Here is a 25,422-nt window from a genome sequence, read left to right on the forward strand (position 1 = left end):
AGTAAAGCCTGACCTGCGTCGTCACGCTGCGCATTTGCTTCTGGATGTTGCATTCGCGGGAACGCACTACGCTAGTAGGGAATGCACCGCTGCAGCACCGTCATCACTGCCCCTGCACAATTCCAATAAAAGAGGGAACATCATGCTTGTGCACACCACCGCATTGCTTGGCGCCCTGGGCGCCGGGATCCTCGCCAGCGCCAGCCTGCAGGCCGCCGAGCCGCTCAAGGCCGTGGGTGCCGGCGAAGGGCAACTGGACATCGTGGCCTGGCCCGGCTACATCGAGCGCGGCGAGAGCGACAAGGCCTACGACTGGGTCAGCGGTTTCGAGCAGGACACCGGCTGCAAGGTGAGCGTCAAGACTGCCGCCACCTCCGACGAGATGGTCAGCCTGATGACCAAGGGCGGCTACGACCTGGTGACCGCGTCGGGCGATGCCTCGCTGCGCCTGATTGCCGGCAAGCGTGTGCAGGCGATCAACACCGACCTGATCCCCAACTGGAAGCACCTCGACCCGCGCCTGAAGGACGGCCCCTGGTACGTGGTCGACGCCAAGGTCTACGGCACGCCGTACCAGTGGGGGCCGAACGTGCTGCTGTACAACACCGAGGTGTTCAAGCAGGCGCCCACCAGCTGGGGCGTGGTGTTCGAGCCGCAGGACCTGCCGGACGGCAAGCCGAACAAGGGCCGTGTGCAGGCCTATGACGGGCCGATCTACATCGCCGATGCGGCGCTGTACCTGAAGTCGGCCAAGCCGGAACTGGGCATCGACAACCCCTACGAGCTCAACGAAACCCAGTACAAGGCGGTGCTCGACCTGTTGCGCCAGCAACGCCCCCTGATTCACCGCTACTGGCATGACGCAACCGTGCAGATGAGCGACGTCAAGAACGAAGGCGTGGCGGCTTCAAGCTCCTGGGGCTACATGGTCAACGGGCTCAAGGCCGACAAGCAGCCGGTGGCCTCGACCATCCCCAGGGAAGGCGCCACCGGCTGGGCCGATACCACCATGCTGCACGCCGAGGCCAAGCACCCCAATTGCGCCTACAAATGGATGGACTGGTCGCTGCAGCCCAAGGTGCAGGGCGACGTGGCGGCGTGGTTCGGCTCGTTGCCGGTGGTGCCGGCGGCGTGTTCGGGCAGTGAACTGCTGGGGGCCGACGGGTGCAAGACCAACGGTTTCGACCTGTTCGACAAGATCGCGTTCTGGCGCACGCCGCAGGCGCAAGGGGGCAAGTTCGTGCCCTATAGCCGCTGGACCCAGGACTACATCGCGATCATGGGCGGCCGTTAGGGCCTCTTCGCCGTCAAGGCCGGCCCCTGCAGGCGACTCGCACACCTGAAGGGGCCGGCCTTGACGGCAAAGCGAGCGCACCGCCCTCGCAGAACCGTGGAGTACCCCGCATGCCCCCAGCCGTACAGTTCACCCAAGTGTCCCGCCTGTTCGGCGAGGTCAAGGCCGTCGACCGGGTCTGCATCGACATCGAAGACGGCGAGTTCTTCTCCATGCTCGGCCCTTCGGGCTCGGGCAAGACCACCTGCCTGCGCCTGATCGCCGGGTTCGAACAACCCAGCCACGGCTCGATTCGCATCCACGGCGTGGAAGCCGCCGGCCTGCCGCCCTACCAGCGCGACGTCAACACGGTCTTCCAGGACTACGCGCTGTTCCCGCACATGAACGTGCGCGACAACGTGGCCTACGGGCTCAAGGTCAAGGGCGTGGCCAAGGCCCAGCGCCATGCCCGTGCCGAAGAGGCCCTGGGCATGGTGGCCCTGGCCGGCTACGGCGAGCGCAAGCCGGTGCAGTTGTCCGGCGGGCAGCGCCAGCGCGTGGCCCTGGCCCGCGCGCTGGTCAATCGTCCCCGGGTACTGCTGCTGGACGAGCCCCTCGGCGCGCTGGACCTCAAGCTGCGCGAGCAGATGCAGGGCGAGCTGAAGAAGCTCCAGCGCCAGCTGGGCATCACCTTCATTTTCGTCACCCACGACCAGACCGAGGCGCTGTCGATGTCCGACCGCGTGGCGGTGTTCAACCGCGGGCGCATCGAACAGGTCGACACGCCGCGCAACCTCTACATGCAACCGGCCACCCCCTTCGTTGCCGAGTTCGTCGGCACTTCCAACGTGCTGCGCGGCGAGCTGGCCCAACACCTGGTGGCGAGCCCGCAGCCGTTCTCGATCCGCCCGGAACACATTCGCCTGAGCGCGTCGGCCATCCCGGGCGACGTCCTCCAGCTCAGCGGCGTGCTGCACGATATCCAGTACCAGGGCAGCACCACCCGTTACGAACTGCAGCTGGACAACGGCCAGTTGCTGGCGGTGAGCCAGGCCAACAGCCAGTGGCATGCCGACGCCGCCCCCTGGCAGCCCGGCCAGCGCCTGCACGCCCACTGGCCGCGCGAGGCCATGACCGCGCTGCGCGAAACCGTGCTCGACGAGGGCCGCTGAGATGATGCGGCGCCTGGCCACCCTGCTCTACCGTCGCCCCAACCTGTACCTGGCGATGCTGTTGATACCGCCGCTGATCTGGTTCGGCGCGATCTACCTGGGCTCGCTGCTGGCGCTGCTGTGGCAAGGTTTCTACACCTTCGACGACTTCACCATGGCGGTGACGCCCGAGCTGACCCTGGCCAACTTTGCCGCGCTGCTGCAGCCATCCAACTTCGACATCATCCTGCGTACCCTGGGCATGGCGGTGGCGGTGTCGATCGCCAGCGCGGTGCTGGCGTTTCCCATCGCCTACTACATGGCCCGCTACACCCGCGGCAGCACCAAGGCGTTCTTCTACATCGCGGTGATGATGCCGATGTGGGCCAGCTACATCGTCAAGGCCTATGCCTGGACCCTGCTGCTGGCCAAGGGCGGGGTGGCACAGTGGTTCGTCCAGCAGCTGAGCCTGGAGCCACTGCTGCAATGGCTGCTCGGCATTCCCGGGGTGGGCGGCAGCACCCTGTCGACCTCGCACCTGGGGCGCTTTATGGTGTTCGTGTACATCTGGCTGCCGTTCATGATCCTGCCGATCCAGGCCGCGCTGGAGCGCCTGCCGCCCTCGCTGCTGCACGCCTCGGCCGACCTTGGCGCACGGCCGCGCCAGACGTTCGTGCAGGTGACCCTGCCGCTGGCGGTGCCGGGCATCGCCGCCGGCTCCATCTTCACCTTCTCGCTGACCCTGGGCGATTTCATCGTGCCGCAGCTGGTGGGCCCGCCCGGCTACTTCATCGGCAGCATGGTGTACGCCCAGCAAGGCGCCATCGGCAACATGCCGATGGCCGCCGCCTTCACCCTGGTGCCGATCATGCTGATCGCCGTGTACCTGACCCTCGTCAAACGCCTGGGAGCCTTCGATGCACTCTGACAACGCCTCGCCGGGGCTGCGCCTGGCCGCCTGGGGCGGGCTGCTGTTCCTGCACTTTCCGATCCTGATCATCGTGCTGTACGCCTTCAATACCGAAGACGCGGCCTTCAGCTTTCCGCCCCGGGGCCTGACCCTCAAGTGGTTCGGCGTGGCGTTTTCGCGCCCCGACGTGCTCGAGTCGATCAAGCTGTCGCTGCAGGTGGCGTGCCTGGCCACGCTGATCGCCCTGGTGCTTGGCACCCTGGCCGCCGCGGCCCTGTACCGGCGCAGCTTCTTCGGCAAGGAGAGCCTGTCGCTGATGCTGATCCTGCCCATCGCCCTGCCCGGCATCATCACCGGCATCGCCCTGCTGTCGGCGTTCAAGACCCTGGGCATCGAGCCCGGGATCTTCACCATCGTGGTGGGCCACGCCACCTTCTGCGTGGTGATCGTCTACAACAACGTCATCGCGCGTCTGCGGCGCACCTCGCAGAACCAGATCGAGGCGTCGATGGACCTGGGCGCCGACGGCTGGCAGACCTTTCGCTACATCGTGCTGCCCAATCTGGGGTCGGCGCTGCTGGCGGGCGGCATGCTGGCGTTCGCGCTGTCGTTCGACGAAATCATCGTGACCACCTTCACCGCCGGCCACGAACGCACCCTGCCGATCTGGCTGCTCAACCAGCTCAGCCGCCCGCGCGACGTGCCGGTGACCAACGTGGTGGCCATGCTGGTGATGCTGGTGACCATGCTGCCGATCCTGGGCGCCTACTACCTGACCCGTGGCGCCGAGAACGTGACCGGCAGCGACGGCAAATGACCTGAACCAGGAGGATCGAACACCATGCAAACCCGACTGCTGATCAACGGCCAGCTCGTCGCCGGCGAAGGCCCGGCCCACAGCGTGCTCAACCCCGCGCTGGGCAGCGTGCTGGTGGACATCAACGAGGCCAGCGAAGCGCAGGTGGATGCGGCGGTGCGCGCCGCCGACCATGCCTTCGACGGCTGGTCGCAGACCGCACCGAAAGACCGCGCCGCACTGCTGCTCAAGCTGGCCGACCTTATAGACGCCCATGCCGGGGAGCTGGCCAGGCTGGAATCGGACAACTGCGGCAAGCCCTACCCGGCCGCGCTGAACGACGAACTGCCGGCAATCGCCGACGTGTTCCGCTTCTTTGCCGGGGCCAGCCGCTGTCTGGGCGGCTCGGCGGCGGGCGAGTACCTGGCGGGGCACACTTCGATGGTGCGCCGCGACCCGCTGGGTGTGGTGGCGTCCATCGCGCCGTGGAACTACCCGCTGATGATGCTGGCATGGAAGATCGCCCCGGCCCTGGCGGCCGGCAACACCGTGGTGCTCAAGCCTTCGGAACAGACCCCGCTGACCGCCCTGCGCCTGGGCGAACTGGCGGCCGAGCTGTTTCCGGCCGGGGTGCTCAACATCCTGTTCGGCAAGGGCCAGAGCGTAGGTATGCCCCTGGTCACCCACCCCAAGGTGCGCATGGTGTCGTTGACCGGCTCGATCGCCACCGGCAGCCAGATCATCACCGGCACCGCCGACAGCGTGAAACGCCTGCACATGGAACTGGGCGGCAAGGCCCCGGTGATCATCTTCGACGATGCCGACATCGACGCTGCAGTGGAAGGCATTCGCACCTTCGGCTTCTACAATGCCGGGCAGGACTGCACCGCGGCCTGCCGGATCTATGCCCAGGCCGGCATCTACGACACCTTCGTGAACAAGCTCGGCGAGGCGGTGGCCAGCCTCCGGCACGGGTTGCAGGACGACCCGGACACCGAACTCGGGCCGCTGATCAGTGCCGCACACCGCGACCGAGTGGCAGCGCTGGTGGAGCGCGCCGTGGCCCAGCCGCATATTCGCCTGGTCACCGGCGGCAAGGCGGTGGTGGGCGACGGGTTCTTCTTCGAGCCGACGGTGCTGGCCGACGCCCAGCAGGATGACGAGATCGTGCGCCGCGAGGTATTCGGGCCGGTGGTGTCGGTGACCCGCTTCGAAGACGAAGCGCAGGCGCTGGCCTGGGCCAACGATTCGGACTACGGCCTGGCCTCGTCACTGTGGACCGCCGATGTCGGCCGCGCCCACCGGGTGTCCGCTCGGTTGCAGTACGGCTGCACCTGGGTCAACACGCACTTCATGCTGGTCAGCGAAATGCCCCACGGCGGGCAGAAGCTGTCGGGCTACGGCAAGGACATGTCGATGTATGGGCTGGAGGACTACACCTGCGTGCGGCATGTGATGTTCAGGCATTGAGGCCCACGGCGCAGGCAGGCGTTACCTGCGCAGGAGGGCCGCTCGGCGGCCCTTTGGCATAGCCTTCAGTCGCGCAGGTCGGACTCGTGGATCGGCTGGTCGCGGTGGGTCGCACGCTGGTACTGCGCCGGCCATATGGCCTTCTGCCCGCCCAGGTCGTCGTCGGCATGCAGCGGCCAGTACGGGTCGCGCAGCAGCTCGCGGGCCAGCAGGATGATGTCGGCCTGGCCGGTGCGCAGAATGTGCTCGGCCTGGGCCGGCTCGGTGATCATGCCCACCGTGCCGGTGGCGATCCCCGATTCCTTGCGCACCCTCTCGGCAAAGCGTGTCTGATAGCCAGGCCCGGTGGGAATCTCGGCATTCATCGAGGTGCCGCCCGACGACACGTCGATCAGGTCGGCGCCCAGGGCCTTGAGGCGCTTGGCCAGCTCGACGGTTTCATCCGGGTTCCAGCCATCCTCCACCCAGTCGGTGGCCGATACCCGCACGAACAGCGGCAACTCCGACGGCCACACCTCGCGCACCGCCTCGGTCACCTGCAAGGTCAGGCGAATGCGGTTCTCGAACGAGCTGCCGTACTGGTCGCGACGCTGGTTGCTCAATGGCGAGAGAAACTGGTGCAGCAGGTAGCCATGGGCGGCATGCACTTCCACGACCTTGAAGCCGGCCACCAGTGCACGCCGGGCGGCTTCGACAAAGGCCTGGATCACCTCGTGGATCTGCCCTTCGCTCAATTCGGTGGGCGCCGTGTGCTGCGGGTCGAAAGCGATTTTCGACGGCCCCACCGGCACCCAGCCACCGTCCTCGGGCTTGACGCTGCCGTGCTTGCCCAGCCACGGCCGATGCGTGCTGGCCTTGCGCCCGGCGTGCGCCAGCTGGATGCCGGGCACCACGCCCTGGGCTGTGATGAAGCGGGTGATGCGTTGCAGGGGGGCGATCTGTTCGTCGCACCACAGGCCCAGGTCCTGGGCGGTGATGCGGCCCTCGGCCGTGACGGCGGTGGCTTCGGTGAAGATCAACCCGGCACCGCCGACCGCGCGGCTGCCCAGGTGGACCAGGTGCCAGTCGTTGGCCAGGCCGTCGACGCTCGAATACTGGCACATCGGCGAGACCGCAATGCGGTTGGGCAGCGTCAGTTGACGCAGGGTATAGGGCTCAAGCAGCAGGCTCATGGGGCACCTCTCCAGTCTCCGAATGGTGGACCGGACCGAGCGCCTTGGCTTCCCCGCGGCTCAGTGCCGGTCTCTGAGAGACTAGACCAGTTTGCCCACCCAGGGGTTCAGCGCGGCTCGATGTGGGCGATCATCAACTGCACCGTCTCGTTGCCGCGAAACTCGTTGACGTCCAGCTTGTAGGCCAGCTCCACCCAGCGCACGGTGGGGTTGGGCCATACCTCGCGGTCGATGCCGAAGGCGATGCCGTCGAGGGTCACCGAACCGCATTCGCTCTTGAGCACCACCTTCAGGTGACGCTCGCCCACCACCCGCTGCTGCACCAGCTGGAACACGCCATGAAACAGCGGCTCGGGAAAATGCTGCCCCCACGGCCCGGCGTTGCGCAGGGCGCGGGCCAGCTCCAGGTGGAACTCCTCGACCGCCAGGCTGCCGTCGGACAGCAGCCGGCCGGTGAGGTCGTCCTCCTGCAACTGGCGGCGGACTTCTTCGTCGAACGCCTGGGCGAACGCCGGGAAGTTCTCGGCCGGCAGCGACAGCCCCGCCGCCATGGCGTGCCCGCCGAACTTGCTGATCAGCTCCGGGTTGGCCGCCGCCACGGCGTCCAGCGCATCGCGAATGTGAAAGCCCGGCACCGAGCGCGCAGAGCCCTTGAGCATGCCTTCGCCGGCATCGGCAAAGGCGATGGTCGGGCGGTGATAACGTTCTTTCAGACGCGAGGCCAGAATGCCGATCACGCCCTGGTGCCAGTCAGCCTCGTACAGGCACAGGCCGAACGGCATCGACTCCAGCGGCAGGTCCTTGAGCTGGGCCAGCGCCTCGCGCTGCATGCCCTGCTCGATGGACTTGCGGTCCTGGTTCAGTTCGTCCAGCTGCACCGCCATCTCGCGAGCCAGGGTCGGGTCGTCGCTGAGCAGGCATTCGATGCCCAGGCTCATGTCGTCCAGGCGCCCGGCAGCATTGAGCCGCGGGCCCAGGATGAAGCCCAGGTCGGTGGAGGTGATGCGCGCCGCTTCGCGCCGGGCCACCTCGAGAATCGCCTTGAGCCCCGGGCGCGCACGACCGGCACGGATGCGCTCCAGGCCCTGGTGCACGAGGATGCGGTTGTTGGCGTCCAGCGGTACCACGTCGGCCACGCTGCCCAGCGCCACCAGGTCGAGCAGCTCGCCGATGTTCGGCTGCGGGCGGTCGTCGTAGCGGCCCAGGCTGCGCAAGCGCGCACGCAGCGCCATCAATACGTAGAAGATCACCCCGACCCCGGCCAGTGCCTTGCTCGGAAACTCGCAGCCCGGCTGGTTGGGGTTGACGATGGCATCGGCCGCCGGCAGCGCATGGCCCGGCAAGTGGTGGTCGGTGACCAGCACCTTCAGGCCGGCCGCCTTGGCCGCCGCCACGCCTTCGACGCTGGAGATGCCGTTGTCCACGGTGATCAGCAGCTGCGGCGTGCGCTGCAGTGCCACCTCGACGATTTCCGGGGTCAGCCCGTAACCGTATTCGAAACGGTTGGGCACCAGGTAGTCGACGTGCGCGGCGCCCAGCAGGCGCAGGCCCAGCACGCCCACGGTGCTGGCCGTGGCACCGTCGGCGTCGAAGTCGCCGACGATCAGGATGCGCTGGCGCTGGTCCAGTGCCTCCACCAGCAGGTCTACCGCCGCGTCGATACCCTTGAGCTGCTGATAGGGCAGCAGGCGTGCCAGGCTCTTGTCCAGCTCGACGGCGCTCTGTACGCCACGGGCGGCGTACAGGCGGGTCAGCAGGGGCGGCAGGTCGCCAAGAAACGGCAGGGTGGACGGCAGTGAACGCGGTTCGATACGCATGGAGTGATCAAGGCTTCTCTGGTTTGAAAAAGGTCGGCGGGCGGATCAGCCGCGCTCGCCCAGCAGCCATTGCAGCTGGACTTCGTGCTGGCCGCGGTCGTCGGTGACGAACACCGTGCCTTCGCTGATCATCACATCCCACTTGATGGCGCGTGGCATGTCCTTGGCCAGGACTTCCAGCACCTCTTGCGGCACGGCGGCGATGTTGAGGTTCTTCAGGTTCTTGACCGCCGGGATCACCTTGGTTTCCCACACCCGCAGGCTGCCGTAGGCCAGCAGGCTGGTGCGCTCGGTGCGGCGCGAGCACCAGGTCAGGCGGTCGGCATCGGGCTGGCCGACTTCGATCCAGTGCAGCACCCGGTCATCCAGGCTTTTTTCCCACAGCGCCGGCTCGTCGACGTCCGACAGGCCGCGACCGAACGACAGCTGCTCGTTGTACCAGAGGGCATAGGCCAGCAGGCGCACGGCCATGCGCTCTTCGGTTTCCGAAGGGTGGCGGGCGATGGTCTGCTTGACGCTCTCGTACACGCCGCGGTCGAGATCGGTGAGGTTCAGTTCAAACTTGTAGGTGGTGGACGGCTGGGCCATGGACGGGCTTCTGGTAACAGGAAAAGTCGCCCAGTCTAACCGATGCGCTGGCAATCAACGAACCGAACCGTACAATCTGCGGCCAACAGCAGTATCTGCCGCTGCCGCCCTGTGATAAAAACTAGCGCTCTGCCCTGCTGCCACGGAAGCCCCATGTCGTTGCCCACCAAACCGCTTGCCGGCCTCAAAGTCATCGAACTCGGCACCCTGATCGCCGGCCCCTTCGCCTCGCGCATCTGCGCCGAATTCGGCGCCCAGGTGGTCAAGGTCGAATCGCCCGATGGCGGCGACCCGCTGCGCAAATGGCGCAAGCTGTACGAGGGCACCTCGCTGTGGTGGTTCGTGCAGGCGCGCAACAAGCAGTCGCTCACGCTCAACCTCAAGCACCCCGAAGGCCTGGCCATTCTCAAGCAGCTGCTGGGCGAGGCCGACATCCTGATCGAGAATTTCCGCCCCGGCGTGCTGGAAAAGCTCGGCCTGGGCTGGGAGGTACTGCACGCGCTGAACCCGAAGCTGGTGATGGTACGCCTGTCCGGCTTCGGCCAGACCGGGCCGATGAAAGACCAGCCCGGCTTCGGCGCGGTCGGCGAGTCGATGGGCGGGCTGCGCTACATCACAGGTTTCGAGGACCGCCCGCCGGTACGCACCGGCATTTCCATCGGCGACTCGATTGCCGCGCTGTGGGGCGTGATCGGGGCACTGATGGCGCTGCGTCATCGCGAGGTCAACGGGGGCCAGGGCCAGGTGGTCGACGTGGCCCTGTACGAGGCCATCTTCGCGATGATGGAGAGCATGGTGCCGGAGTTCGACGTGTTCGGCTTCATCCGCGAGCGCACCGGCAACATCATGCCGGGCATCACCCCCTCCTCCATCCATACCAGCGCCGATGGCAAGCATGTGCAGATCGGCGCCAATGGCGATGCGATCTTCAAGCGCTTCATGCAGGCCATCGGGCGCGACGACCTGGCCGCCGACCCGGCGCTGGCCAGCAATGACGGGCGCGACCTGCGCCGCGACGAGCTGTATGCAGTGATCGACCGCTGGGCCCGCAGCGTGCCGCTGGACACCCTGATGCAGGTGCTCAACCAGGCCCAGGTGCCGGCCAGCCGCATCTACTCGGCCGAAGACATGTTCAGCGACCCGCAGTTTCTCGCCCGCGAGATGTTCCTCCAGGCCAGGCTGCCCGACGGCAAGCCGTTCAAGATGCCGGGCATCGTGCCCAAGCTGTCGGACACCCCAGGCTCCAGCGAGTGGGTGGGGCCGGCGCTGGGCGAGCACACCGCGCAGTTGCTGGGCGAGCTGGGCTATGACGCGGCGCAGATCGCCCATCTTCGCGAACAGGGCGCGGTCTGAGTCGCGCCATGTGCTGCAACCTGCACGGCGCACTGCTGGCTGTGCTGCTGAGCCTGCTGCCTGCCTCGAGCTGGGCCAAGGAAACCCTCACCTGGCTGTTGCGCGACCTGCCGCCGCTGACCGTGTTCGAGGGCCCCAAAACCGGCCAGGGCGCCATGGACCAGCTGCTGCCGCTGCTCATCGCGCAGATGCCCGAGTACCAGCACAGCATCGTGCGGGTCAACCGCGCGCGCGGCATGCAGATGCTCCAGGAACCCTCCTTCACCTGCGACCCCACGCTGCTGCGAACCCCGGAGCGCGAGCGCTTCGTGAAGTTCTCGATACCGGCGCTGGCTGCGCAGAGCAACATGGTGATTGCCCGCCAGAGTGACCAGGCAAGCCTTGCGCCGTACCTGCACGATGGCGAAATCGACCTGGACGCCCTGCTGGCAAGCAACACGCACAAGCTCGGTGTCGTCGGCCAGCGTAGCTACAGCCCCGCCGTGGACGCGATACTGGCCAACGCCCCGCCCGCCACCATCAGCCGCCATTACGGCAACGATGCGGTGGGCAGCCTGCTGCAGATGCAGCAGCTGGGGCGCCTGAACCTGCTGCTGGCCTACTGGCCGGAAGTGCGCTACATGAACGAAAAGCAGCCGCAGCCCCAGGCCCTGACGTACTTCCCGATCAAGGGCGTGGCGCGCTACCAGCTGACCTACGTGGGTTGCTCCGACACCCCGCTGGGCCGCGAGGCCATCAGCCACCTCGACCAGTTGCTGCGCAACCTGCGCCTGCAGACCCTGGCACCGCTGTATGCACAATGGCTAGAGCCCGACCAGCGCAAGACCTACCTCGATGCGGCGCGCGAGCTGCTGAGCCAGCACTGACCCCGGCACGCGCTTTTACGCAGGCAAAAAGAAACCCCGAGCGGTGGGGAGGCCGTCGGGGTTAAACGAGGGCTGCTTGGAGCCTCGCACGAACAGCCTGGCGGCATCGGAGCAAAATGCCGTTCAACTGTCCTTAAGCTGTCTGAGTACCTGTCTGGACAAAGGTTCCCGTCACGCCGCAACGATTTGCGCGCGGCCCTGGCGGGCATGTTTGAGGGCTGCGATCACGCAGGGTTGCAGGCGTCCTTCGTGGATGCGCAGGTCACGTTGGATACCGTCCACCAGGTCGATGAGCAGGCGCTGGTCATGCAGCTGGCTGGCCTTGACACTGCGCTGCAGCACGGTGTCGCCGGCAGGGTCGACCAGCTGCAGGTCGAAGTCGGCACTGGCATGCCGGGAGGTCAGCGTGACCTGATAGGGCGTCAATGCTTCACTTAGCAACAAGCTGATATTGTCCATCCATTCACCGTTCACGTTGTTGTTGAAGGGGGTCTTTCACTGACCCTCGGCACAGGCTGAAAGTTCTGCCGCGGCGCGCTGCACGTTCATCGAGCATGCCCGGTGCACATGACAGATTCATGCCACGGGCCCGGCCTCCGGGTGTTGCAGCAGCAACGGGTGCAACTGGCTGGGGCTGGCTGGCGCGGGGGTGCTGCCCAGCACCCGCAGGCCCGACAGCTCGATCAGTTCGACAACCCCCTGGAGCACGCTGCGCCTGGCGCCACTGAGGACAATCAGGGCACTGGCGAGGCCGTGCAGCGCCAGGTGCTCGATGAAGCCCATGCCATCGTGCTCGGGCGACAGCGGGTCACAGATGACGATATCCACCGGCCCCCGTCGTTCGAGCACACCGTGCGCCTGGAGGGTCGTTTCAGCCACGCGCACGTCGTAGATGCCCAGGCCATTGAGCATCTGGTGCAGGTTCATCAGCCGATAGGCATGGGGCTCCAGAAGCAGAACCTTGAGTGAGCGCATGGGCGACTCCGGATTGGACGGGCGCCCACTCTAGGAAAGCCCGCGCGGGCGTCCCATAGGAAAAATCCGAAACCAGGGGGCGGCAACGTCCTCGTGTCGCCACGGTATCGACGCGTCGCGTCGGTTCGCCAGCAAGCCAGGTTCCTGCCGTGGCATGGCGGGCCGCGCAACAAAAAGCCCCGGGGCTTGCGCACCGGGGCCTGGTTCAACGCTGCATACCGCTGCCGTCAGAGCGGCTTGCCACGGTTGCCGTGCTGGCTGACGAAGGCCTGCACCGCTTTCAGGTCGTTGGGCAGTACCGTGCATTTCTCCTCGCGGGAGAACAGGTCGGTCAGGTGCGCCGGCAGCTCCAGGGCCTTGCCCACGCCCGCCTTCTCCACCGCCTCGGGGAACTTGACCGGGTGCGCGGTACCCAGCACCACCATCGGCGTGTCCAGGCTGCGACGGCACTCGCGGCCGGCCTTGACGCCAATCGCGGTGTGCGGGTCGAGCACTTCGCCGGTTTGCGCGAACACGTCGGCGATGGTCTCGCAGGTTTGCGCATCATCCACCGCCAGCGAATCGAACAGCTTGCGCGCCTCGGTCCAGCGGTCTTGCTCGACGCTGAAGCCGCCACCCTGCTTGAAGGTGTCCATCAGGCCGGCAATCTCGGCGCCATTGCGACCGTGCAGGTCGAACAGCAGGCGCTCGAAGTTCGACGACACCATGATGTCCATCGACGGCGACAGGGTGGCGTGCAGGGTTTCCTTGACGTACTGGTTGCCGCTCATGAAGCGGTGCAGGATGTCGTTGCGGTTGGTTGCCACGATCAGCTGGCTGATCGGCAGGCCCATGTTGCGCGCTAGGTAACCGGCGAAGATGTCGCCGAAGTTGCCGGTAGGCACCGAGAACGCCACCGAACGCGCCGGGCCACCCAACTGCAGGGCGGCGTGGAAGTAGTACACGATCTGGGCCATGATCCGCGCCCAGTTGATCGAGTTCACGGCCACCAGGCGCGTGCCCTTGAGGAAGCCCTGGTCGGCGAAGCTGGCCTTGACCATCTCCTGGCAGTCGTCGAAGTTGCCTTCGATGGCGATGTTGTGGATGTTCTCGCCGAAGATGGTGGTCATCTGGCGGCGCTGAACTTCCGACACACGCTGGTGCGGGTGCAGGATGAAGATGTCGACGTTGTCGCAACGACGGCAGCCTTCGATGGCAGCCGAACCGGTGTCACCGCTGGTGGCACCGATGATCACCACGCGCTCGCCGCGCTTGGCCAGCACGTGATCGAGCAGGCGGCCGAGCAGTTGCAGGGCGAAGTCCTTGAACGCCAGGGTCGGGCCGTGGAACAGCTCCAGCACCCACTCGTTGCTGTTCAGCTGACGCAGCGGGGCAACCGCGGCGTGGGCGAACTCGCCGTAGGTTTCTTCGAGGATCTTCTTGAAGTCGGCATCGGCAATGGAGCCGGTGACGAACGGGCGCATCACGCGGAAGGCCAGCTCGTGGTACGGCAGGCCGGCCCACGAGGCGATTTCTTCCTGGGTGAAGCGCGGCAGGTTTTCCGGCACGTACAGGCCGCCATCGCTGGCCAGGCCGGCCAGCAGGACATCTTCAAAATTCAGGGCCGGTGCCTTGCCGCGGGTACTGATGTAACGCATGACCTATTCCTCTAACTCAAAGACGGCTCAGTTCAGTTGTTCGACGCGGATGCGCACAACGCTGCCAACCACATCCTGCAGGGCTTCCAGGGCGGTGATCGCGTCGTCCATGCGCTGCTCGAGCACGCTGTGGGTGAGCAGGATCATCGGCACCAGGCCATCGTGCTCCTCGACTTCCTTCTGCATGATCGACTCGATATTGATGCCGCGCTCGGACAGGATGCTCGCCACCTGGGCCAGCACGCCCGGACGATCCTTGGCCTGGATGCGCAGGTAGTAGGCGCTCTCGCAGGCTTCGATCGGCAGGATCGGGTGAGCCGACAGCGAGTCGGGCTGGAAGGCCAGGTGCGGCACGCGGTTTTCCGGGTCGCTGGTCATGGCACGGACCACGTCGACCAGGTCGGCGATCACCGACGAGGCGGTCGGTTCCATGCCGGCGCCGGCGCCGTAGAACAGGGTGGAGCCTGCGGCGTCACCGTTGACCATCACCGCGTTCATCACGCCGTTGACATTGGCGATCAGGCGGTCGGCCGGAATCAGCGTCGGGTGCACGCGCAGCTCGATGCCATTGGCCGTGCTGCGGGCCACGCCCAGGTGCTTGATGCGGTAGCCCAGCGCTTCGGCGTAGTTCACGTCGGCCGTGGTCAGCTGGGTGATACCTTCGGTGTAGGCCTTGTCGAACTGCAGCGGGATACCGAAAGCGATGGACGCCAGGATGGTGAGCTTGTGCGCGGCGTCGATGCCCTCGACGTCGAACGTCGGGTCGGCCTCGGCATAGCCCAGCGCCTGGGCTTCGGCCAGCACGTCGGGGAAGGTGCGACCCTTCTCGCGCATTTCGGTGAGGATGAAGTTGCCGGTGCCGTTGATGATACCGGCCACCCAGTTGATGCGGTTGGCCGACAGGCCTTCGCGGATCGCCTTGATCACCGGGATGCCGCCGGCCACGGCCGCTTCGAAGGCGACGATGACGCCCTTCTCGCGCGCCCTGGCGAAGATTTCGTTGCCGTGCACGGCAATCAGCGCCTTGTTGGCGGTGACCACGTGCTTGCCGTTCTCGATGGCCTTGAGCACCAGCTCGCGGGCAATGGTGTAGCCGCCAATCAGTTCAATGACGATATCGATCTCGGGGTTGCTCGCGACCTCGAACACATCAGCGGTAATGGGGGTACCGGTAATCTGGCAGTTCGGGTTTGGCGTACGCATGGCGATTTGTGCCACTTCGATTCCACGCCCGGCGCGGCGGGCAATCTCCTCGGCGTTACGCTGAAGTACATTGAAGGTACCGCCACCGACGGTCCCCAACCCACAGATGCCTACTTTGACCGGTTTCACTGTGAACTCCCCATTGAACGACCGGCCATGCGCCGGTCGAAAAAACAGCCGTCTCCCCATGGTGACGGCTCACTGATTGAATTACTTGCTTGCGGTCAATGCCAGCTTGGCCACTTGCGGGGCCGGCTGATAACCCGGGATCACCTGACCGTCCTCGAGCACGATGGCCGGCGTGCCATTGACGCCGATCGACTGCCCCATCTGGAACTGCTTGCTGACCGGGTTCTCGCACTTGGCGGCCTTGATTTCCTTGCCGTCGACCATCTTGTCCATGGCCGCCTTGCGGTCGGTGGAACACCATACCGCCTGCAGCTGCTGGTCACCCGACGAGCCCAGGCCCTGACGCGGGAAGGCCACGTAGCGCACCTCGATGCCGCGCTTGTTCAGCTCGGGCACTTCGGCATGCAGCTTGTGGCAGTACGGGCAGGTGGTGTCGGTGAACACGGTGATGTGCGACTTGGTTTCGCCCTTGGCAGGGTAAACCACCATTTCGGAAGCCGGAATCGCATTGATGGTCTTGGCGATGGCCACGCGCTCGGCCTTTTCGGTCAGGTTGACCGGCTTGCCGTCCTGGATCTGGAACAGATAGCCCTGTACCAGGAACTGGCCGTCGGCGCTGGCGTACAGCACACGGCCGCCCTTGAGCTTGACCTCGTACAGGCCGTTTACCGGGCTGGCAGCGATGCTGTCGACCGGTATTTCCGACTCCAGCGACTGCAGCGACTTGCGAATCGCCTGCTCGGCATCGTTGGCCGCAGCCACGGCGAAGGAACTGGCCAGCGCCAGGGCGGCGGCGGCTAAAATCTGGGTCACGCGCATGAAAACTCCTGAAGGCGGACAGGGGGCCGAAAGCGGAACAGGCGTACCGAAAAACGGCCGCGATCCAGGGCCCGGGTGTAAACCGCGAAAGCGTACCACATTCGCCGCCCTGCATTGACTGCTGGCGACGCATGCAATGTGCGATCAGCGCTCAGCCGCGCGGGTGATGACGGGCATGCAGTTCCTGCAGGCGGGCGCGGGCCACATGGGTGTAGATCTGGGTGGTCGACAGGTCGCTGTGGCCCAGCAGCATCTGCACCACGCGCAGGTCGGCGCCGTGGTTGAGCAGGTGGGTGGCGAAGGCATGGCGCAGGGTGTGCGGCGACAGCGCCTTGCCGATCCCGGCCACCTGGGCCTGGTGCTTGATGCGGTGCCAGAAGGTCTGGCGGGTCATCTGCTCGCCACGCTGGCTGGGGAACAGGACATCGCTGGGGCGGCCGTTGAGCAGTTCGACGCGGCCGTCGCGCAGGTAACGTTCTACCCACACCACCGCCTCCTCCCCCATCGGCACCAGGCGCTCCTTGCTGCCCTTGCCCATCACCCGCAGCACGCCCTGGCGCAGGTTGACCTGATCGAGGGTCAGGCTCACCAGCTCGGTGACGCGCAGCCCGCAGGCATACAGCACCTCGAGCATGGCGCGGTCGCGCTGGCCGATGGCCTCGCCAAGGTCGGGAGCCTTCAACAGGGCCTCCACATCGGCCTCGGACAGGGACTTGGGCAACGGCTTGCCCAGTTGCGGCATGTCGACCTGCAGGGTCGGGTCGAGGGCGATCAGCTTCTCGCGCAGCAGGTAGCGATAGAAGCCACGCGCGCCCGACAGGAACCGCGCCGTGGAACGGGGCTTGTAGCCCTGGTCGAGGCGCCATGCCAAGTGGTCCAGGATCAGCTCGCGACCAGCATCGGGCAACACCATGCCACGTTCCTGAAGCCAGCCGTTGAACAGGGCCAGGTCGCTGCGGTAGGACGCTCGGGTGTTGTCGGAAAGCCCCTTCTCCAGCCACAGGGCGTCGAGGAACTGGTCGATCAGCGGGTGGTCGATGGCGGGCATGAAGACTCGGTGGTAGGCCGTAAAAATACCGCTAGTCTTCCATAACACCGCCGGCATAGGGAGCCCGAATGAACGAACAAGAGATATTGCTGGCATTCGGCGGGATCGGTGTCGCGGCCCTGGGCTGCCAGTGGCTGGCCTGGCGGCTGAAGCTGCCGGCGATCCTGTTCCTGCTGCTCAGCGGAATAATGGCCGGGCCGATCCTGGGTTGGCTCGACCCGCAGGAAATGTTCGGCCCGCTGCTGATGCCGCTGGTGTCGCTGGCGGTGGCGCTGATCCTGTTCGAGGGCAGCCTGACCCTGCACCTGTCGCAATGGCGCGAGATCGGCACGGTGGTGCGGCGCATGGTGACCCTCGGCGCGCTGTCCACCTGGGTGGTGATCAGCGCGGCCACCCACTGGCTGCTGGGGTTCGACTGGCTGCTGGCGATCCTGTTCGGCACCCTGACCCTGGTCACCGGGCCGACCGTGATCGTGCCGATGCTGCGGGTGGTACGGCCCAAGGCGGCGGTGGCCAACATCCTGCGCTGGGAAGGCATCGTCATCGACCCGATCGGCGCCCTGCTGGCGGTGGTGGTGTACAGCTTCATCATTGCCAGCGCCGCTGGCGACGGCCTGAGCCAGAGCCTGCTGACGTTCGCCGGGGTGATCCTGTGCGGCAGCGCCTTCGGCGTGGCCGGTGGCTGGCTGCTGGGCCAGGTGATCCGCCATCAATGGCTGCCCGAGTACCTGCACAACCTGGCCTCGCTGGCAGCGGTGCTGGGGATCTTCATCGCCTCCAACCAGGTGATGCACGAGTCGGGGCTGCTGGCGGTGACCCTGATGGGCATGTGGCTGGCCAACATGAAGGGCGTGGATGTGCGCCAGATCCTGCACTTCAAGGAGAACCTCAGCGTGCTGCTGATCTCCGGCCTGTTCATTCTGCTGGCGGCGCGCCTGGACCTGAATGCCCTGCTCGGCCTGGGCCCTGCGGTGCTGGCCCTGCTGCTGGTGATCCAGCTGATTGCGCGGCCGCTGAACGTGGCGCTGTCGACCTGGGGCTCGCAGCTCAACTGGCGCGAGCGTGCGCTGCTGGCCTGGATCGCCCCGCGCGGCATCGTGGCCGCGGCAGTGTCGGCGATTTTCGCGATACGCCTGGACGAGGCCGGGCACGCGGGGGCCTTGCTGCTGGTGCCACTGACGTTCGCGGTGATCATCGGTACGGTGGTGCTGCAAAGCGCCACGGCGCGGCCGCTGGCGCGCCTGCTCAAGGTGGCCGAGCCTGCCCCCAGCGGGTTTCTGATCGTGGGCGCCAACGCGCCGGCCAGGGCCCTGGGCACGGCCTTGCAACAACTGGGCAGCCGGGTGCTGCTGGCCGATTCGAGCTGGGAGAACATTCGCGCGGCGCGCATGGAGGGGTTGCCGACCTATTTCGGTCACCCGGCCTCGCAGCATGCCGATGCGCACCTGGACCTTGTAGGCCTGGGGCACCTGCTGGGGCTGTCACCGGCGGGCGAGCTCAACACCCTGGCATGCACGCGCTTTCGACATGATTTCGGGCATCAGCGCCTGTTCGTGCTGGCCAGCGGGCTGGAGCGCCAGCGCAGCGACAAGCACCGCGCCAGTGACGAACATCGCGGGCGCCTGTTTGGCAGCCAGGCGTTGACCTATGTGCAACTGGCCAACCTGTTCAACCAGGGCGCCGAGCTGTACACCACGCACCTGACCGAGGCGTTTGGCTGGGCGGACTACCAGGCGTTGCATGGCGATCGCGCGACCTTGCTGTTTGCCCGCGATGCCAGTGGCTGGGTGTATGTGGTAGGGCCGGATACGGCGTTGAAACCGGGGCCTGGGTGGACGCTGGTGGCGCTGGTCCAGCCGCAGGCAGGTTGATCGCGCGGGCTTGCTGGCCGTTCAGAAGCCGGGCAACACCGGCACCGGCCGCTTGTCTTCGTCGATGGCGACGAAGCTGAACAACCCGTGAATCGCCTTCTCGCGACTGTCGCAGCTCATGCTTTCGACAAACACCTCCACCTCGACCTTCAGGCTGGTAGTACCCACCTTCACCACCGTCCCCACCAGTTCCACGATCGAGCCGGCGGCAATCGGATGCTTGAAGTCGATGCGGTCGGTCGACACCGTCACCAGCGGCAAGCGGCAGAAGCGCGTGGCGGCAATGAACGACACCTCGTCCATCCACGCCAGCGCGGTGCCGCCGAACAGGGTGTTGTGATGGTTGGTGGTCGAGGGGAACACCGCCTTGGTCACGCGGGTCACCGACAACTGGGTACGGCGCTGGATCTCTTGCTCTCTACTGTTCATGACATCTCTGAAACACGAATGACGGACAACAAAAAAGCAGCCCGAAGGCTGCTTTCTTTTCGCATGGCGGTCCCGTGCCCGCCGGTCAAACTAGCCTCAGGCCAGTTTTTCCTTGATGCGAGCGGCTTTGCCGGACAGGTCGCGCAGGTAGTACAGCTTGGCTTTACGCACGTCACCACGACGTTTCACGGCCAGGCTGTCGATCTGCGGGCTGTAGGTCTGGAAAGTACGCTCTACGCCAACACCGTTGGAGATTTTACGAACAGTGAAAGCACTGTTCACACCACGGTTACGCTTGGCGATAACAACACCTTCGAACGCCTGCAGACGCGAACGGTCGCCTTCCTTCACTTTCACCTGAACGACAACAGTGTCGCCTGGGGCAAAGGTCGGGATCTCTTTGGTCATCTGCTCGGCTTCGAGTTGCAGAATGATTTTGTTGGTCATGCTGTGCTCCTAAGATAGGTCGTCAGACCCACCATCGATACGTTAACTATCGTCCCGCTCTCGGAGATACTCCTCGAGCAGCTTCTTCTCTTCTCCAGAAAGTGAGCGACTTTCCAGAAGATCGACGCGTCGTTCATAGGTCCGCCCAAGGGACTGCTGTAAACGCCAGCGCCGGATGTGTGCATGGTTGCCACTGAGCAACACGTCGGGAACACGCTGATCCGCATACACCTCCGGTCGGGTGTAGTGCGGGCAATCGAGCAGACCATCAGTGAAGGAGTCTTCCTCCGCCGAGTCCGCATGCCCTAAAGCTCCGGGCAGCAGCCGCGTAACCGCATCGATCAGGACCATCGCCGGCAGCTCGCCGCCAGACAGTACATAGTCGCCAATCGACCACTCTTCATCGACATGAGCCTGAATGAACCGCTCGTCAATGCCTTCATAACGACCTGCGATGAGAATCAACGACTCTGCATTCGCCAGTTCGCGTACCGCCGACTGATTCAGCTGACGGCCTTGTGGCGACAGGTAGATCACCTTCGCCGCTTCCCCTGCCTGCTGCCTGGCCTGAACCAGCGCATCTTCCAGGGGCTTGATCTTCATCACCATGCCCGGACCACCGCCAAACGGCCGATCATCCACGGTGTGGTGGCGATCTGTGGTGTAGTCCCGCGGATTGTGGCAGGTCAGTTGCAACAACCCCTGCTTCACCGCGCGGCTGGTAATGCCGTACTCACTGATGGCCGAGAACATCTCGGGGAACAACGTAATGACTTCGACACGAAGGCTCGCCATCGTCTAGAAGTCCGCGTCCCATTCCACCCTCATTTCGCCTGCAGCCAGGTCGACCTTCAACACGCACTGCCCGGTATAGGGCAACAGGCGTTCACGATCATCCAGGCTGCCCACGCAGGGCTTGACCACCATTACATCGTTCGCGCCGGTCTCCAACAGGTGATCAACCGTGCCGAACAGCTGTTCGTCCTGGTTGATGACTTTCAGACCTACCAACTGGTACCAGTAGTACTCGTCTTCGGTCAGGTCGGGCAAAAGGCTACGCGAGATGCAAATCTCGTAACCGCTCAGAAGACGGGCTTCATCGCGATCGTCGAGGCCTTTGAGCTTGGCAACCAGATCCTTTTGAGTGGATCGGCCGCTGACCAGCTCGACCTGCTTGACCACACCTTCGCGCCGGAGCGTCCAGTTGCGGTAATCCAACAGGTTTTCAATCGGATCGGTAAAGGAAAAGACCTTCACCTCGCCGCGAACGCCGTGAACCGAAAAAATCTTGCCAACAACGATCAGGTCATCAGCTTTTTCTGGCGTCGCGCTCATACTATTCAGGCAGCAGCCTTAGCAGCATCTTTCAGCAGTTTTGCAACGCGCTCGGATGGCTGTGCGCCAACGCTCAGCCAGTGAGCAACGCGATCCTGCTTAACGGACAGGCGAACTTCCTGGCCACGAGCGATAGGGTTGAAGAAACCAACCTGCTCGATGTGCGAACCGGTAACCGGGTTACGCGAGTCGGTCACGGTCAGGGTGTAGAATGGGCGCTTTTTGGAGCCGCCACGGGCAAGACGGATGGTTAGCATAGAACATCGTTCCTGTAGTCGGTGCTGCAAATCATAATGCACAGCGGGCACACGGGTGCCCGAAAGGCCGCATATTCTCAAGGAATACACGGACTTTTGCAAATGCCTTTTAACGGCGAGCGACAAGCCGCCGTGCTGATCTGCGAATGAGCCGCTTCTGTATATAGAAGGCGGCACGGGTCCCGCCAGCGGCGGGGTTCCGGTCGGTGCCCCACGGGAGGCACCGGCCTGAATGTGGTTACAGCTTGGGCATGCCGCCGCCAGGCAGCATGCCGCCAAGGCCGCGCATCATCTTCGACATGCCGCCCTTGGTGGAAAACTTCTTCATCATCTTCTGCATCTGCTTGTGCTGCTTGATCAAGCGGCCGATGTCCTGCACCTGGGTGCCCGAGCCCATGGCGATGCGGCGCTTGCGCGAACCGCTGATCAGCTCGGGGTCGCGGCGCTCGGCCGGGGTCATGGAGTTGATGATCGCCTCCATCTGCTTGAACTGCTTCTCTGCCGCGCCCTGGGCATTGCCCATCTGCGACAGGTTGACGCCGCCGATGCTCGGCATCTTGTCCATCAGGCCGCTCAGGCCGCCCATGTTCTTCATCTGCTGCAGCTGGTCGCGGAAGTCCTCGAGATCGAAGCCCTTGCCCTTCTTCAGCTTCTTGGCCAGCTTGTCGGCCTTTTCCTTGTCCAGGGTCTGCTCGGCCTGCTCGATCAGGCTGAGCACGTCGCCCATGCCCAGGATCCGCGAGGCAATGCGGTCCGGGTGGAACGGTTCGAGCGCTTCGCTCTTCTCGCCCATGCCGATGAACTTGATCGGCTTGCCGGTGATCGCGCGTACCGACAGCGCGGCACCGCCACGGGCATCACCGTCGACCTTGGTCAGGATCACGCCGGTCAGCGGCAGCGCCTCGCCAAACGCCTTGGCGGTGTTGGCGGCGTCCTGGCCGGTCATGGCATCGACCACGAACAGGGTCTCGATCGGCTTGACCGCAGCGTGCAGCTGCTTGATCTCGCCCATCATCTCGGCATCGATGTGCAGACGCCCGGCGGTGTCGACGATGACCACGTCGATGAACTTGAGCTTGGCTTCGCGAATCGCCGCCTCGGCGATGGCCACCGGCTTCTGGGTGATGTCCGACGGGAAGAAGGTCACGCCGATGTCGTTGGCCAGGGTTTCGAGCTGCTTGATGGCCGCCGGACGGTACACGTCGGCCGACACCACCATCACGCTCTTCTTCTTGCGCTCCTTGAGAAAGCGCGCCAGCTTGCCGGCGGTGGTGGTCTTGCCCGCACCCTGCAGGCCGGCCATCAGCACCACGGCAGGCGGCGCGCTGTTGAGCGCGAGGTCTTCGTTGGCCGCGCCCATCAGCTCTTCGAGTTCGGCCTGGACGATCTTCACGAACGCCTGGCCAGGCGTCAGGCTGCGCGACACCTCGGTGCCGACCGCGCGTTCCTTGACCTTGTTGACGAAATCCTTGACCACCGGCAGGGCGACGTCGGCCTCGAGCAACGCCATGCGCACTTCGCGCAGGGTGTCTTTAATATTGTCCTCGGTGAGCTTGGCTTTACCGGTGACATGGCGCAGCGTCTGTGACAGACGGTCGGTCAGGTTTTCAAACATGGGGATCCTTTCAGGCTCTGTAGAACCGAGGTTTATCAGCTGCCCCTGGCGCATTCGGCCAGCCTTGGGCAAGGGCAGGCCGGCGATTATAGCGAAGACTCGCGCACGCGCACACCATGGCGTCGGCCACCAGTCTTCCTTGGCAGGCGCGTTGTATGCCAAACTCAGGGCCTTTCGGGCTTGCCTAACAGGACTTATGCTCCCCTTGTCACCCAGCTTGCTACCCAATCTGATCGCCGCCTGCCTGTACGCCGCCGCGATTTTCTATCAAGGCACCCGCCTGGCCCGAGGCACCAAGGCCGACAAGCGGCTGCTCGGAATGCTCGGCGCCTTCGCCGTGGTCGCTCAGGGCACCGCGTTGTGCTGGCAGCTGCTCACGCCGCTGGGCCTGAGCCTGGACTTCTTCAGCGCCGCCAGCCTGATCGCCACCGCAGTGATTGCCCTGACCCTGGTCGCCACCCTGCGCATCCCGGTGGAGAACCTGTTGCTGCTGCTGTTCCCGCTGGGCCTGCTGACCGCGCTGATGGCGCAGTTCGCGCCCTCGGGCACGGTGCCGCTGGTCAACGAGGAGCCCGGCATCCTGGCGCATATCCTGCTGTCGATCCTGGCCTACGGGCTGTTCACCATCGCGGTGTTCCAGGCCTTGCTGCTGCTGGTGCAGGATTACCAGCTCAAGCACAAGCACCCCTCGGGCCTGATCCGCAACTTCCCGCCGCTGCAGACCATGGAGAGCCTGCTGTTCGGCTTCCTGTGGGCCGGCTGGGCGCTGCTGTCGCTGTCGCTGATCTCCGGCTGGCTGTTCCTGGACAACCTGTTCGCCCAGCACCTGGTGCACAAGACCCTGCTCGCCTGCGTGGCCTGGATCGTCTTCGGCGTCCTGCTGTGGGGCCGCACCCGCCTGGGCTGGCGCGGTCACAAGGCGATCCGCTGGACCCTGGCCGGTTTCTGCCTGCTGATGCTGGCGTATTTCGGCAGCAAGCTGGTACGCGAATTCATTCTGCATATCTGACAGGCGACCTATGAACACTCTGCCGTTAGGCCCACAGGTCGCGGTACTGGCACTGACCCTGGTGTGGTCGGCGCTGTTCAGCGCAGTGGATGCCGCCCAGCAGCAACAGGGCGGCACCCGCCGCAATGGCCCCAGAAGCGAACGTGCACTGATGCTGGGCGCCACCCTGGGCAAGCTGCTGGTGTTCGCCCTGGCCTCGCTGCTGGGCTTTGCCCATGCCGGCGAGCGCGGCTTCTGGCTGGCCTGCGCGGCAGCGGCACTGGCCGTGCTGGTGCTCACCGACTACCTCCCCCGCCAGCTGGCCCGACGCTACCCCGACGCCCTGCTGGGCCTGGGCGAGAGCCTGCTCAAGGTGCCGCTCATGCTGCTGCAGCCACTGGCCTGGCTGCTCGATGGCGTTGCACGCCTGTTGCTGCGCCCCTTCGCGGGCAAGGTCACGGCCGTCACCCAGCATGACAATCGCCACGACACCCCCGGCGCCTCCGGTGCGCCGGACGAGGAACATGCCCAGCACAGGAGCGACCTGCTCGGCAGCCTTCAGGCGCTGGACAAGGTGACGGTCAACGACATCCTGGTGCCGCGCAACGATGTCGACGGGATCAACCTCGACGAGCCGATCGAAAAGATCATCGAGCAACTGATCGTCAGCCGTCACACCCGCCTGCCGGTGTTCCACAGTGATATCAACCAGGTCGAGGCGATCCTCAACACGCGCCAGATCAGCCACCTGCTGCCCAAGGCCGAGCTGACCCTGGCCAACCTGCTGGCGGCGTGCTACGAGCCATACTTCGTGCCCGAAAGCACCCCGCTGCAGCTGCAGCTGCTGAACTTTCACAAACAGCAGCGGCGCCTGGGCGTGGTGGTGGACGAATATGGCGAAGTGCAGGGCATCGTCACCCTGGAAGACATTCTTGAAGAGATCGTGGGCGAGTTCGAGGAAGAGCACAGCCTGGACAACCCGCACATTCACCCGCAGCCCGATGGGCGCTACGTGATCGAGGGCAACATTTCGATCCGCGAGCTCAACCGCAGCTTGGGCTGGCACCTGCCCAGCGACGGCCCGAAAACCCTGAACGGCCTGGTGACCGAGGCGCTGGAAAGCATTCCTGCCAGCGCGGTGTGCCTGAAAATGGGCCGTTATCGCATGGAAATCCTCGAAACCGAGGACAATTGCGCCAGCCGCATACTGGTCTGGACCGTTTCCCGCTAGCTATACTCGAGCCCGCCGGCGCTTGCCCGCGGCAGGTGCCGG

General features: G+C 65.2%; 25 protein-coding genes. 10 read left to right on the forward strand and 15 right to left on the reverse strand.

The window, feature by feature from the left end:
• Positions 1-142 precede the first annotated feature (142 nt).
• The 5 genes from ydcS to CR917_RS02065 all read left to right on the forward strand — a co-directional run bounded on the left by ydcS (position 143) and on the right by CR917_RS02065 (position 5,600).
• On the forward strand, positions 143-1,294 hold the full coding sequence (gene ydcS, locus CR917_RS02045) for a putative ABC transporter substrate-binding protein YdcS (RefSeq protein ID WP_104571842.1): 1,152 nt from the start codon (positions 143-145) through the stop codon (positions 1,292-1,294).
• Between the two features lie 110 nt (positions 1,295-1,404).
• Positions 1,405-2,445, forward strand: coding sequence for an ABC transporter ATP-binding protein (locus tag CR917_RS02050; RefSeq protein WP_043863202.1), 1,041 nt, complete (start codon positions 1,405-1,407; stop codon positions 2,443-2,445).
• A 1-nt stretch (position 2,446) separates the two neighbouring features.
• Entirely contained in the window at positions 2,447-3,352 is a 906-nt protein-coding gene (locus tag CR917_RS02055; protein ID WP_043863201.1) for an ABC transporter permease, read from the forward strand.
• Positions 3,342-4,151 (forward strand): ABC transporter permease, encoded by an 810-nt coding sequence (locus CR917_RS02060; protein WP_043863200.1) that lies wholly within the window; start codon positions 3,342-3,344, stop codon positions 4,149-4,151. The genes CR917_RS02055 and CR917_RS02060 overlap by 11 nt, the downstream gene beginning before the upstream one ends.
• Positions 4,152-4,175: 24 nt before the next feature.
• Positions 4,176-5,600 carry a gamma-aminobutyraldehyde dehydrogenase gene (locus CR917_RS02065; protein ID WP_104571843.1) on the forward strand — a complete coding sequence of 475 codons (1,425 nt, stop codon included), beginning with the start codon at positions 4,176-4,178 and terminating at the stop codon, positions 5,598-5,600.
• 65 nt (positions 5,601-5,665) lie between these two features.
• Here the strand turns inward: CR917_RS02065 and CR917_RS02070 are convergent, their stop codons facing one another.
• From CR917_RS02070 to CR917_RS02080, 3 genes are all read right to left on the reverse strand, one after another.
• A complete protein-coding gene (locus tag CR917_RS02070) occupies positions 5,666-6,772 on the reverse strand; it encodes an NADH:flavin oxidoreductase/NADH oxidase (RefSeq protein ID WP_043863198.1) in 1,107 nt (368 codons plus the stop codon).
• 107 nt (positions 6,773-6,879) lie between these two features.
• Positions 6,880-8,589 carry a single-stranded-DNA-specific exonuclease RecJ gene (gene recJ / locus CR917_RS02075; protein WP_104571844.1) on the reverse strand — a complete coding sequence of 570 codons (1,710 nt, stop codon included), beginning with the start codon at positions 8,587-8,589 and terminating at the stop codon, positions 6,880-6,882.
• Positions 8,590-8,634: 45 nt separating this feature from the next.
• Complete coding sequence (locus tag CR917_RS02080) at positions 8,635-9,177, reverse strand: YaeQ family protein (RefSeq protein WP_054915026.1); 543 nt, start codon at positions 9,175-9,177, stop codon at positions 8,635-8,637.
• A 153-nt stretch (positions 9,178-9,330) separates the two neighbouring features.
• On the opposite strand from CR917_RS02080, the gene CR917_RS02085 reads away from it, so the two are divergent.
• The gene (locus CR917_RS02085) at positions 9,331-10,530 is read left to right on the forward strand and encodes a CaiB/BaiF CoA-transferase family protein (RefSeq protein WP_043863195.1); all 1,200 of its coding nucleotides are present in this window, start codon (positions 9,331-9,333) and stop codon (positions 10,528-10,530) included.
• Positions 10,531-10,538: 8 nt separating this feature from the next.
• The gene (locus tag CR917_RS02090; RefSeq protein WP_043863194.1) at positions 10,539-11,396 is read left to right on the forward strand and encodes a TIGR02285 family protein; all 858 of its coding nucleotides are present in this window, start codon (positions 10,539-10,541) and stop codon (positions 11,394-11,396) included.
• A gap of 171 nt (positions 11,397-11,567) precedes the next feature.
• On the opposite strand, the gene CR917_RS02095 is transcribed toward CR917_RS02090, so the two are convergent.
• The 6 genes from CR917_RS02095 to xerD all read right to left on the reverse strand — a co-directional run bounded on the left by CR917_RS02095 (position 11,568) and on the right by xerD (position 17,207).
• A complete protein-coding gene (locus CR917_RS02095; RefSeq protein WP_054915027.1) occupies positions 11,568-11,855 on the reverse strand; it encodes a DUF3509 domain-containing protein in 288 nt (95 codons plus the stop codon).
• Between the two features lie 117 nt (positions 11,856-11,972).
• Positions 11,973-12,371, reverse strand: coding sequence for a response regulator (locus CR917_RS02100; RefSeq protein WP_052504291.1), 399 nt, complete (start codon positions 12,369-12,371; stop codon positions 11,973-11,975).
• Positions 12,372-12,598: 227 nt separating this feature from the next.
• The gene (thrC, locus tag CR917_RS02105; protein WP_054915029.1) at positions 12,599-14,008 is read right to left on the reverse strand and encodes a threonine synthase; all 1,410 of its coding nucleotides are present in this window, start codon (positions 14,006-14,008) and stop codon (positions 12,599-12,601) included.
• A gap of 27 nt (positions 14,009-14,035) precedes the next feature.
• Positions 14,036-15,340, reverse strand: coding sequence for a homoserine dehydrogenase (locus CR917_RS02110; protein ID WP_043863191.1), 1,305 nt, complete (start codon positions 15,338-15,340; stop codon positions 14,036-14,038).
• A gap of 81 nt (positions 15,341-15,421) precedes the next feature.
• Complete coding sequence (gene dsbC / locus CR917_RS02115) at positions 15,422-16,159, reverse strand: bifunctional protein-disulfide isomerase/oxidoreductase DsbC (RefSeq protein ID WP_043863190.1); 738 nt, start codon at positions 16,157-16,159, stop codon at positions 15,422-15,424.
• Positions 16,160-16,310: 151 nt separating this feature from the next.
• Positions 16,311-17,207 (reverse strand): site-specific tyrosine recombinase XerD, encoded by an 897-nt coding sequence (xerD, locus tag CR917_RS02120; protein ID WP_043863189.1) that lies wholly within the window; start codon positions 17,205-17,207, stop codon positions 16,311-16,313.
• A gap of 68 nt (positions 17,208-17,275) precedes the next feature.
• Here xerD and CR917_RS02125 point away from each other — a divergent pair, with 68 nt between their 5' ends.
• Entirely contained in the window at positions 17,276-19,078 is a 1,803-nt protein-coding gene (locus tag CR917_RS02125; protein ID WP_078480092.1) for a sodium:proton antiporter, read from the forward strand.
• A 21-nt stretch (positions 19,079-19,099) separates the two neighbouring features.
• On the opposite strand, the gene CR917_RS02130 is transcribed toward CR917_RS02125, so the two are convergent.
• The 6 genes from CR917_RS02130 to ffh all read right to left on the reverse strand — a co-directional run bounded on the left by CR917_RS02130 (position 19,100) and on the right by ffh (position 23,161).
• Positions 19,100-19,507, reverse strand: a complete 408-nt coding sequence (locus CR917_RS02130) for an acyl-CoA thioesterase (protein ID WP_043863187.1) — start codon at positions 19,505-19,507, stop codon at positions 19,100-19,102.
• A gap of 96 nt (positions 19,508-19,603) precedes the next feature.
• Positions 19,604-19,954 (reverse strand): 50S ribosomal protein L19, encoded by a 351-nt coding sequence (rplS, locus tag CR917_RS02135; protein WP_043863186.1) that lies wholly within the window; start codon positions 19,952-19,954, stop codon positions 19,604-19,606.
• 42 nt (positions 19,955-19,996) lie between these two features.
• A complete protein-coding gene (gene trmD, locus CR917_RS02140; RefSeq protein WP_043863185.1) occupies positions 19,997-20,749 on the reverse strand; it encodes a tRNA (guanosine(37)-N1)-methyltransferase TrmD in 753 nt (250 codons plus the stop codon).
• Between the two features lie 3 nt (positions 20,750-20,752).
• Complete coding sequence (gene rimM / locus CR917_RS02145) at positions 20,753-21,289, reverse strand: ribosome maturation factor RimM (protein ID WP_043863184.1); 537 nt, start codon at positions 21,287-21,289, stop codon at positions 20,753-20,755.
• A 5-nt stretch (positions 21,290-21,294) separates the two neighbouring features.
• A complete protein-coding gene (gene rpsP / locus CR917_RS02150) occupies positions 21,295-21,546 on the reverse strand; it encodes a 30S ribosomal protein S16 (protein ID WP_028942918.1) in 252 nt (83 codons plus the stop codon).
• Between the two features lie 238 nt (positions 21,547-21,784).
• Positions 21,785-23,161 (reverse strand): signal recognition particle protein, encoded by a 1,377-nt coding sequence (ffh, locus tag CR917_RS02155; RefSeq protein ID WP_043863183.1) that lies wholly within the window; start codon positions 23,159-23,161, stop codon positions 21,785-21,787.
• 196 nt (positions 23,162-23,357) lie between these two features.
• On the opposite strand from ffh, the gene CR917_RS02160 reads away from it, so the two are divergent.
• On the forward strand, positions 23,358-24,170 hold the full coding sequence (locus CR917_RS02160; RefSeq protein WP_043863182.1) for an inner membrane protein YpjD: 813 nt from the start codon (positions 23,358-23,360) through the stop codon (positions 24,168-24,170).
• Between the two features lie 10 nt (positions 24,171-24,180).
• The gene (locus tag CR917_RS02165) at positions 24,181-25,380 is read left to right on the forward strand and encodes a transporter associated domain-containing protein (protein WP_088514564.1); all 1,200 of its coding nucleotides are present in this window, start codon (positions 24,181-24,183) and stop codon (positions 25,378-25,380) included.
• Positions 25,381-25,422 lie beyond the last annotated feature (42 nt).

This window comes from Pseudomonas sp. BRM28, from assembly GCF_002939405.1.
Classification (GTDB): domain Bacteria; phylum Pseudomonadota; class Gammaproteobacteria; order Pseudomonadales; family Pseudomonadaceae; genus Aquipseudomonas; species Aquipseudomonas palmensis.

Bases quoted from the DNA above. Each gene is read 5' to 3' on its own strand.
- rpsP (WP_028942918.1), bottom strand. From the start codon at position 21,546: ATGCTAACCATCCGTCTTGCCCGTGGCGGCTCCAAAAAGCGCCCATTC.
- dsbC (WP_043863190.1), bottom strand. From the start codon at position 16,159: ATGCGCGTGACCCAGATTTTAGCCGCCGCCGCCCTGGCGCTGGCCAGT.
- CR917_RS02100 (WP_052504291.1), bottom strand. From the start codon at position 12,371: ATGCGCTCACTCAAGGTTCTGCTTCTGGAGCCCCATGCCTATCGGCTG.
- CR917_RS02125 (WP_078480092.1), top strand. From the start codon at position 17,276: ATGAACGAACAAGAGATATTGCTGGCATTCGGCGGGATCGGTGTCGCG.
- CR917_RS02165 (WP_088514564.1), top strand. From the start codon at position 24,181: ATGAACACTCTGCCGTTAGGCCCACAGGTCGCGGTACTGGCACTGACC.
- trmD (WP_043863185.1), bottom strand. From the start codon at position 20,749: ATGGCGAGCCTTCGTGTCGAAGTCATTACGTTGTTCCCCGAGATGTTC.
- CR917_RS02060 (WP_043863200.1), top strand. From the start codon at position 3,342: ATGCACTCTGACAACGCCTCGCCGGGGCTGCGCCTGGCCGCCTGGGGC.
- CR917_RS02050 (WP_043863202.1), top strand. From the start codon at position 1,405: ATGCCCCCAGCCGTACAGTTCACCCAAGTGTCCCGCCTGTTCGGCGAG.
- CR917_RS02095 (WP_054915027.1), bottom strand. From the start codon at position 11,855: ATGGACAATATCAGCTTGTTGCTAAGTGAAGCATTGACGCCCTATCAG.
- thrC (WP_054915029.1), bottom strand. From the start codon at position 14,008: ATGCGTTACATCAGTACCCGCGGCAAGGCACCGGCCCTGAATTTTGAA.
- xerD (WP_043863189.1), bottom strand. From the start codon at position 17,207: ATGCCCGCCATCGACCACCCGCTGATCGACCAGTTCCTCGACGCCCTG.
- CR917_RS02055 (WP_043863201.1), top strand. From the start codon at position 2,447: ATGATGCGGCGCCTGGCCACCCTGCTCTACCGTCGCCCCAACCTGTAC.
- CR917_RS02080 (WP_054915026.1), bottom strand. From the start codon at position 9,177: ATGGCCCAGCCGTCCACCACCTACAAGTTTGAACTGAACCTCACCGAT.
- CR917_RS02160 (WP_043863182.1), top strand. From the start codon at position 23,358: ATGCTCCCCTTGTCACCCAGCTTGCTACCCAATCTGATCGCCGCCTGC.
- CR917_RS02130 (WP_043863187.1), bottom strand. From the start codon at position 19,507: ATGAACAGTAGAGAGCAAGAGATCCAGCGCCGTACCCAGTTGTCGGTG.
- CR917_RS02085 (WP_043863195.1), top strand. From the start codon at position 9,331: ATGTCGTTGCCCACCAAACCGCTTGCCGGCCTCAAAGTCATCGAACTC.
- ffh (WP_043863183.1), bottom strand. From the start codon at position 23,161: ATGTTTGAAAACCTGACCGACCGTCTGTCACAGACGCTGCGCCATGTC.
- rimM (WP_043863184.1), bottom strand. From the start codon at position 21,289: ATGAGCGCGACGCCAGAAAAAGCTGATGACCTGATCGTTGTTGGCAAG.
- CR917_RS02090 (WP_043863194.1), top strand. From the start codon at position 10,539: ATGTGCTGCAACCTGCACGGCGCACTGCTGGCTGTGCTGCTGAGCCTG.
- CR917_RS02065 (WP_104571843.1), top strand. From the start codon at position 4,176: ATGCAAACCCGACTGCTGATCAACGGCCAGCTCGTCGCCGGCGAAGGC.
- CR917_RS02070 (WP_043863198.1), bottom strand. From the start codon at position 6,772: ATGAGCCTGCTGCTTGAGCCCTATACCCTGCGTCAACTGACGCTGCCC.
- ydcS (WP_104571842.1), top strand. From the start codon at position 143: ATGCTTGTGCACACCACCGCATTGCTTGGCGCCCTGGGCGCCGGGATC.
- rplS (WP_043863186.1), bottom strand. From the start codon at position 19,954: ATGACCAACAAAATCATTCTGCAACTCGAAGCCGAGCAGATGACCAAA.
- recJ (WP_104571844.1), bottom strand. From the start codon at position 8,589: ATGCGTATCGAACCGCGTTCACTGCCGTCCACCCTGCCGTTTCTTGGC.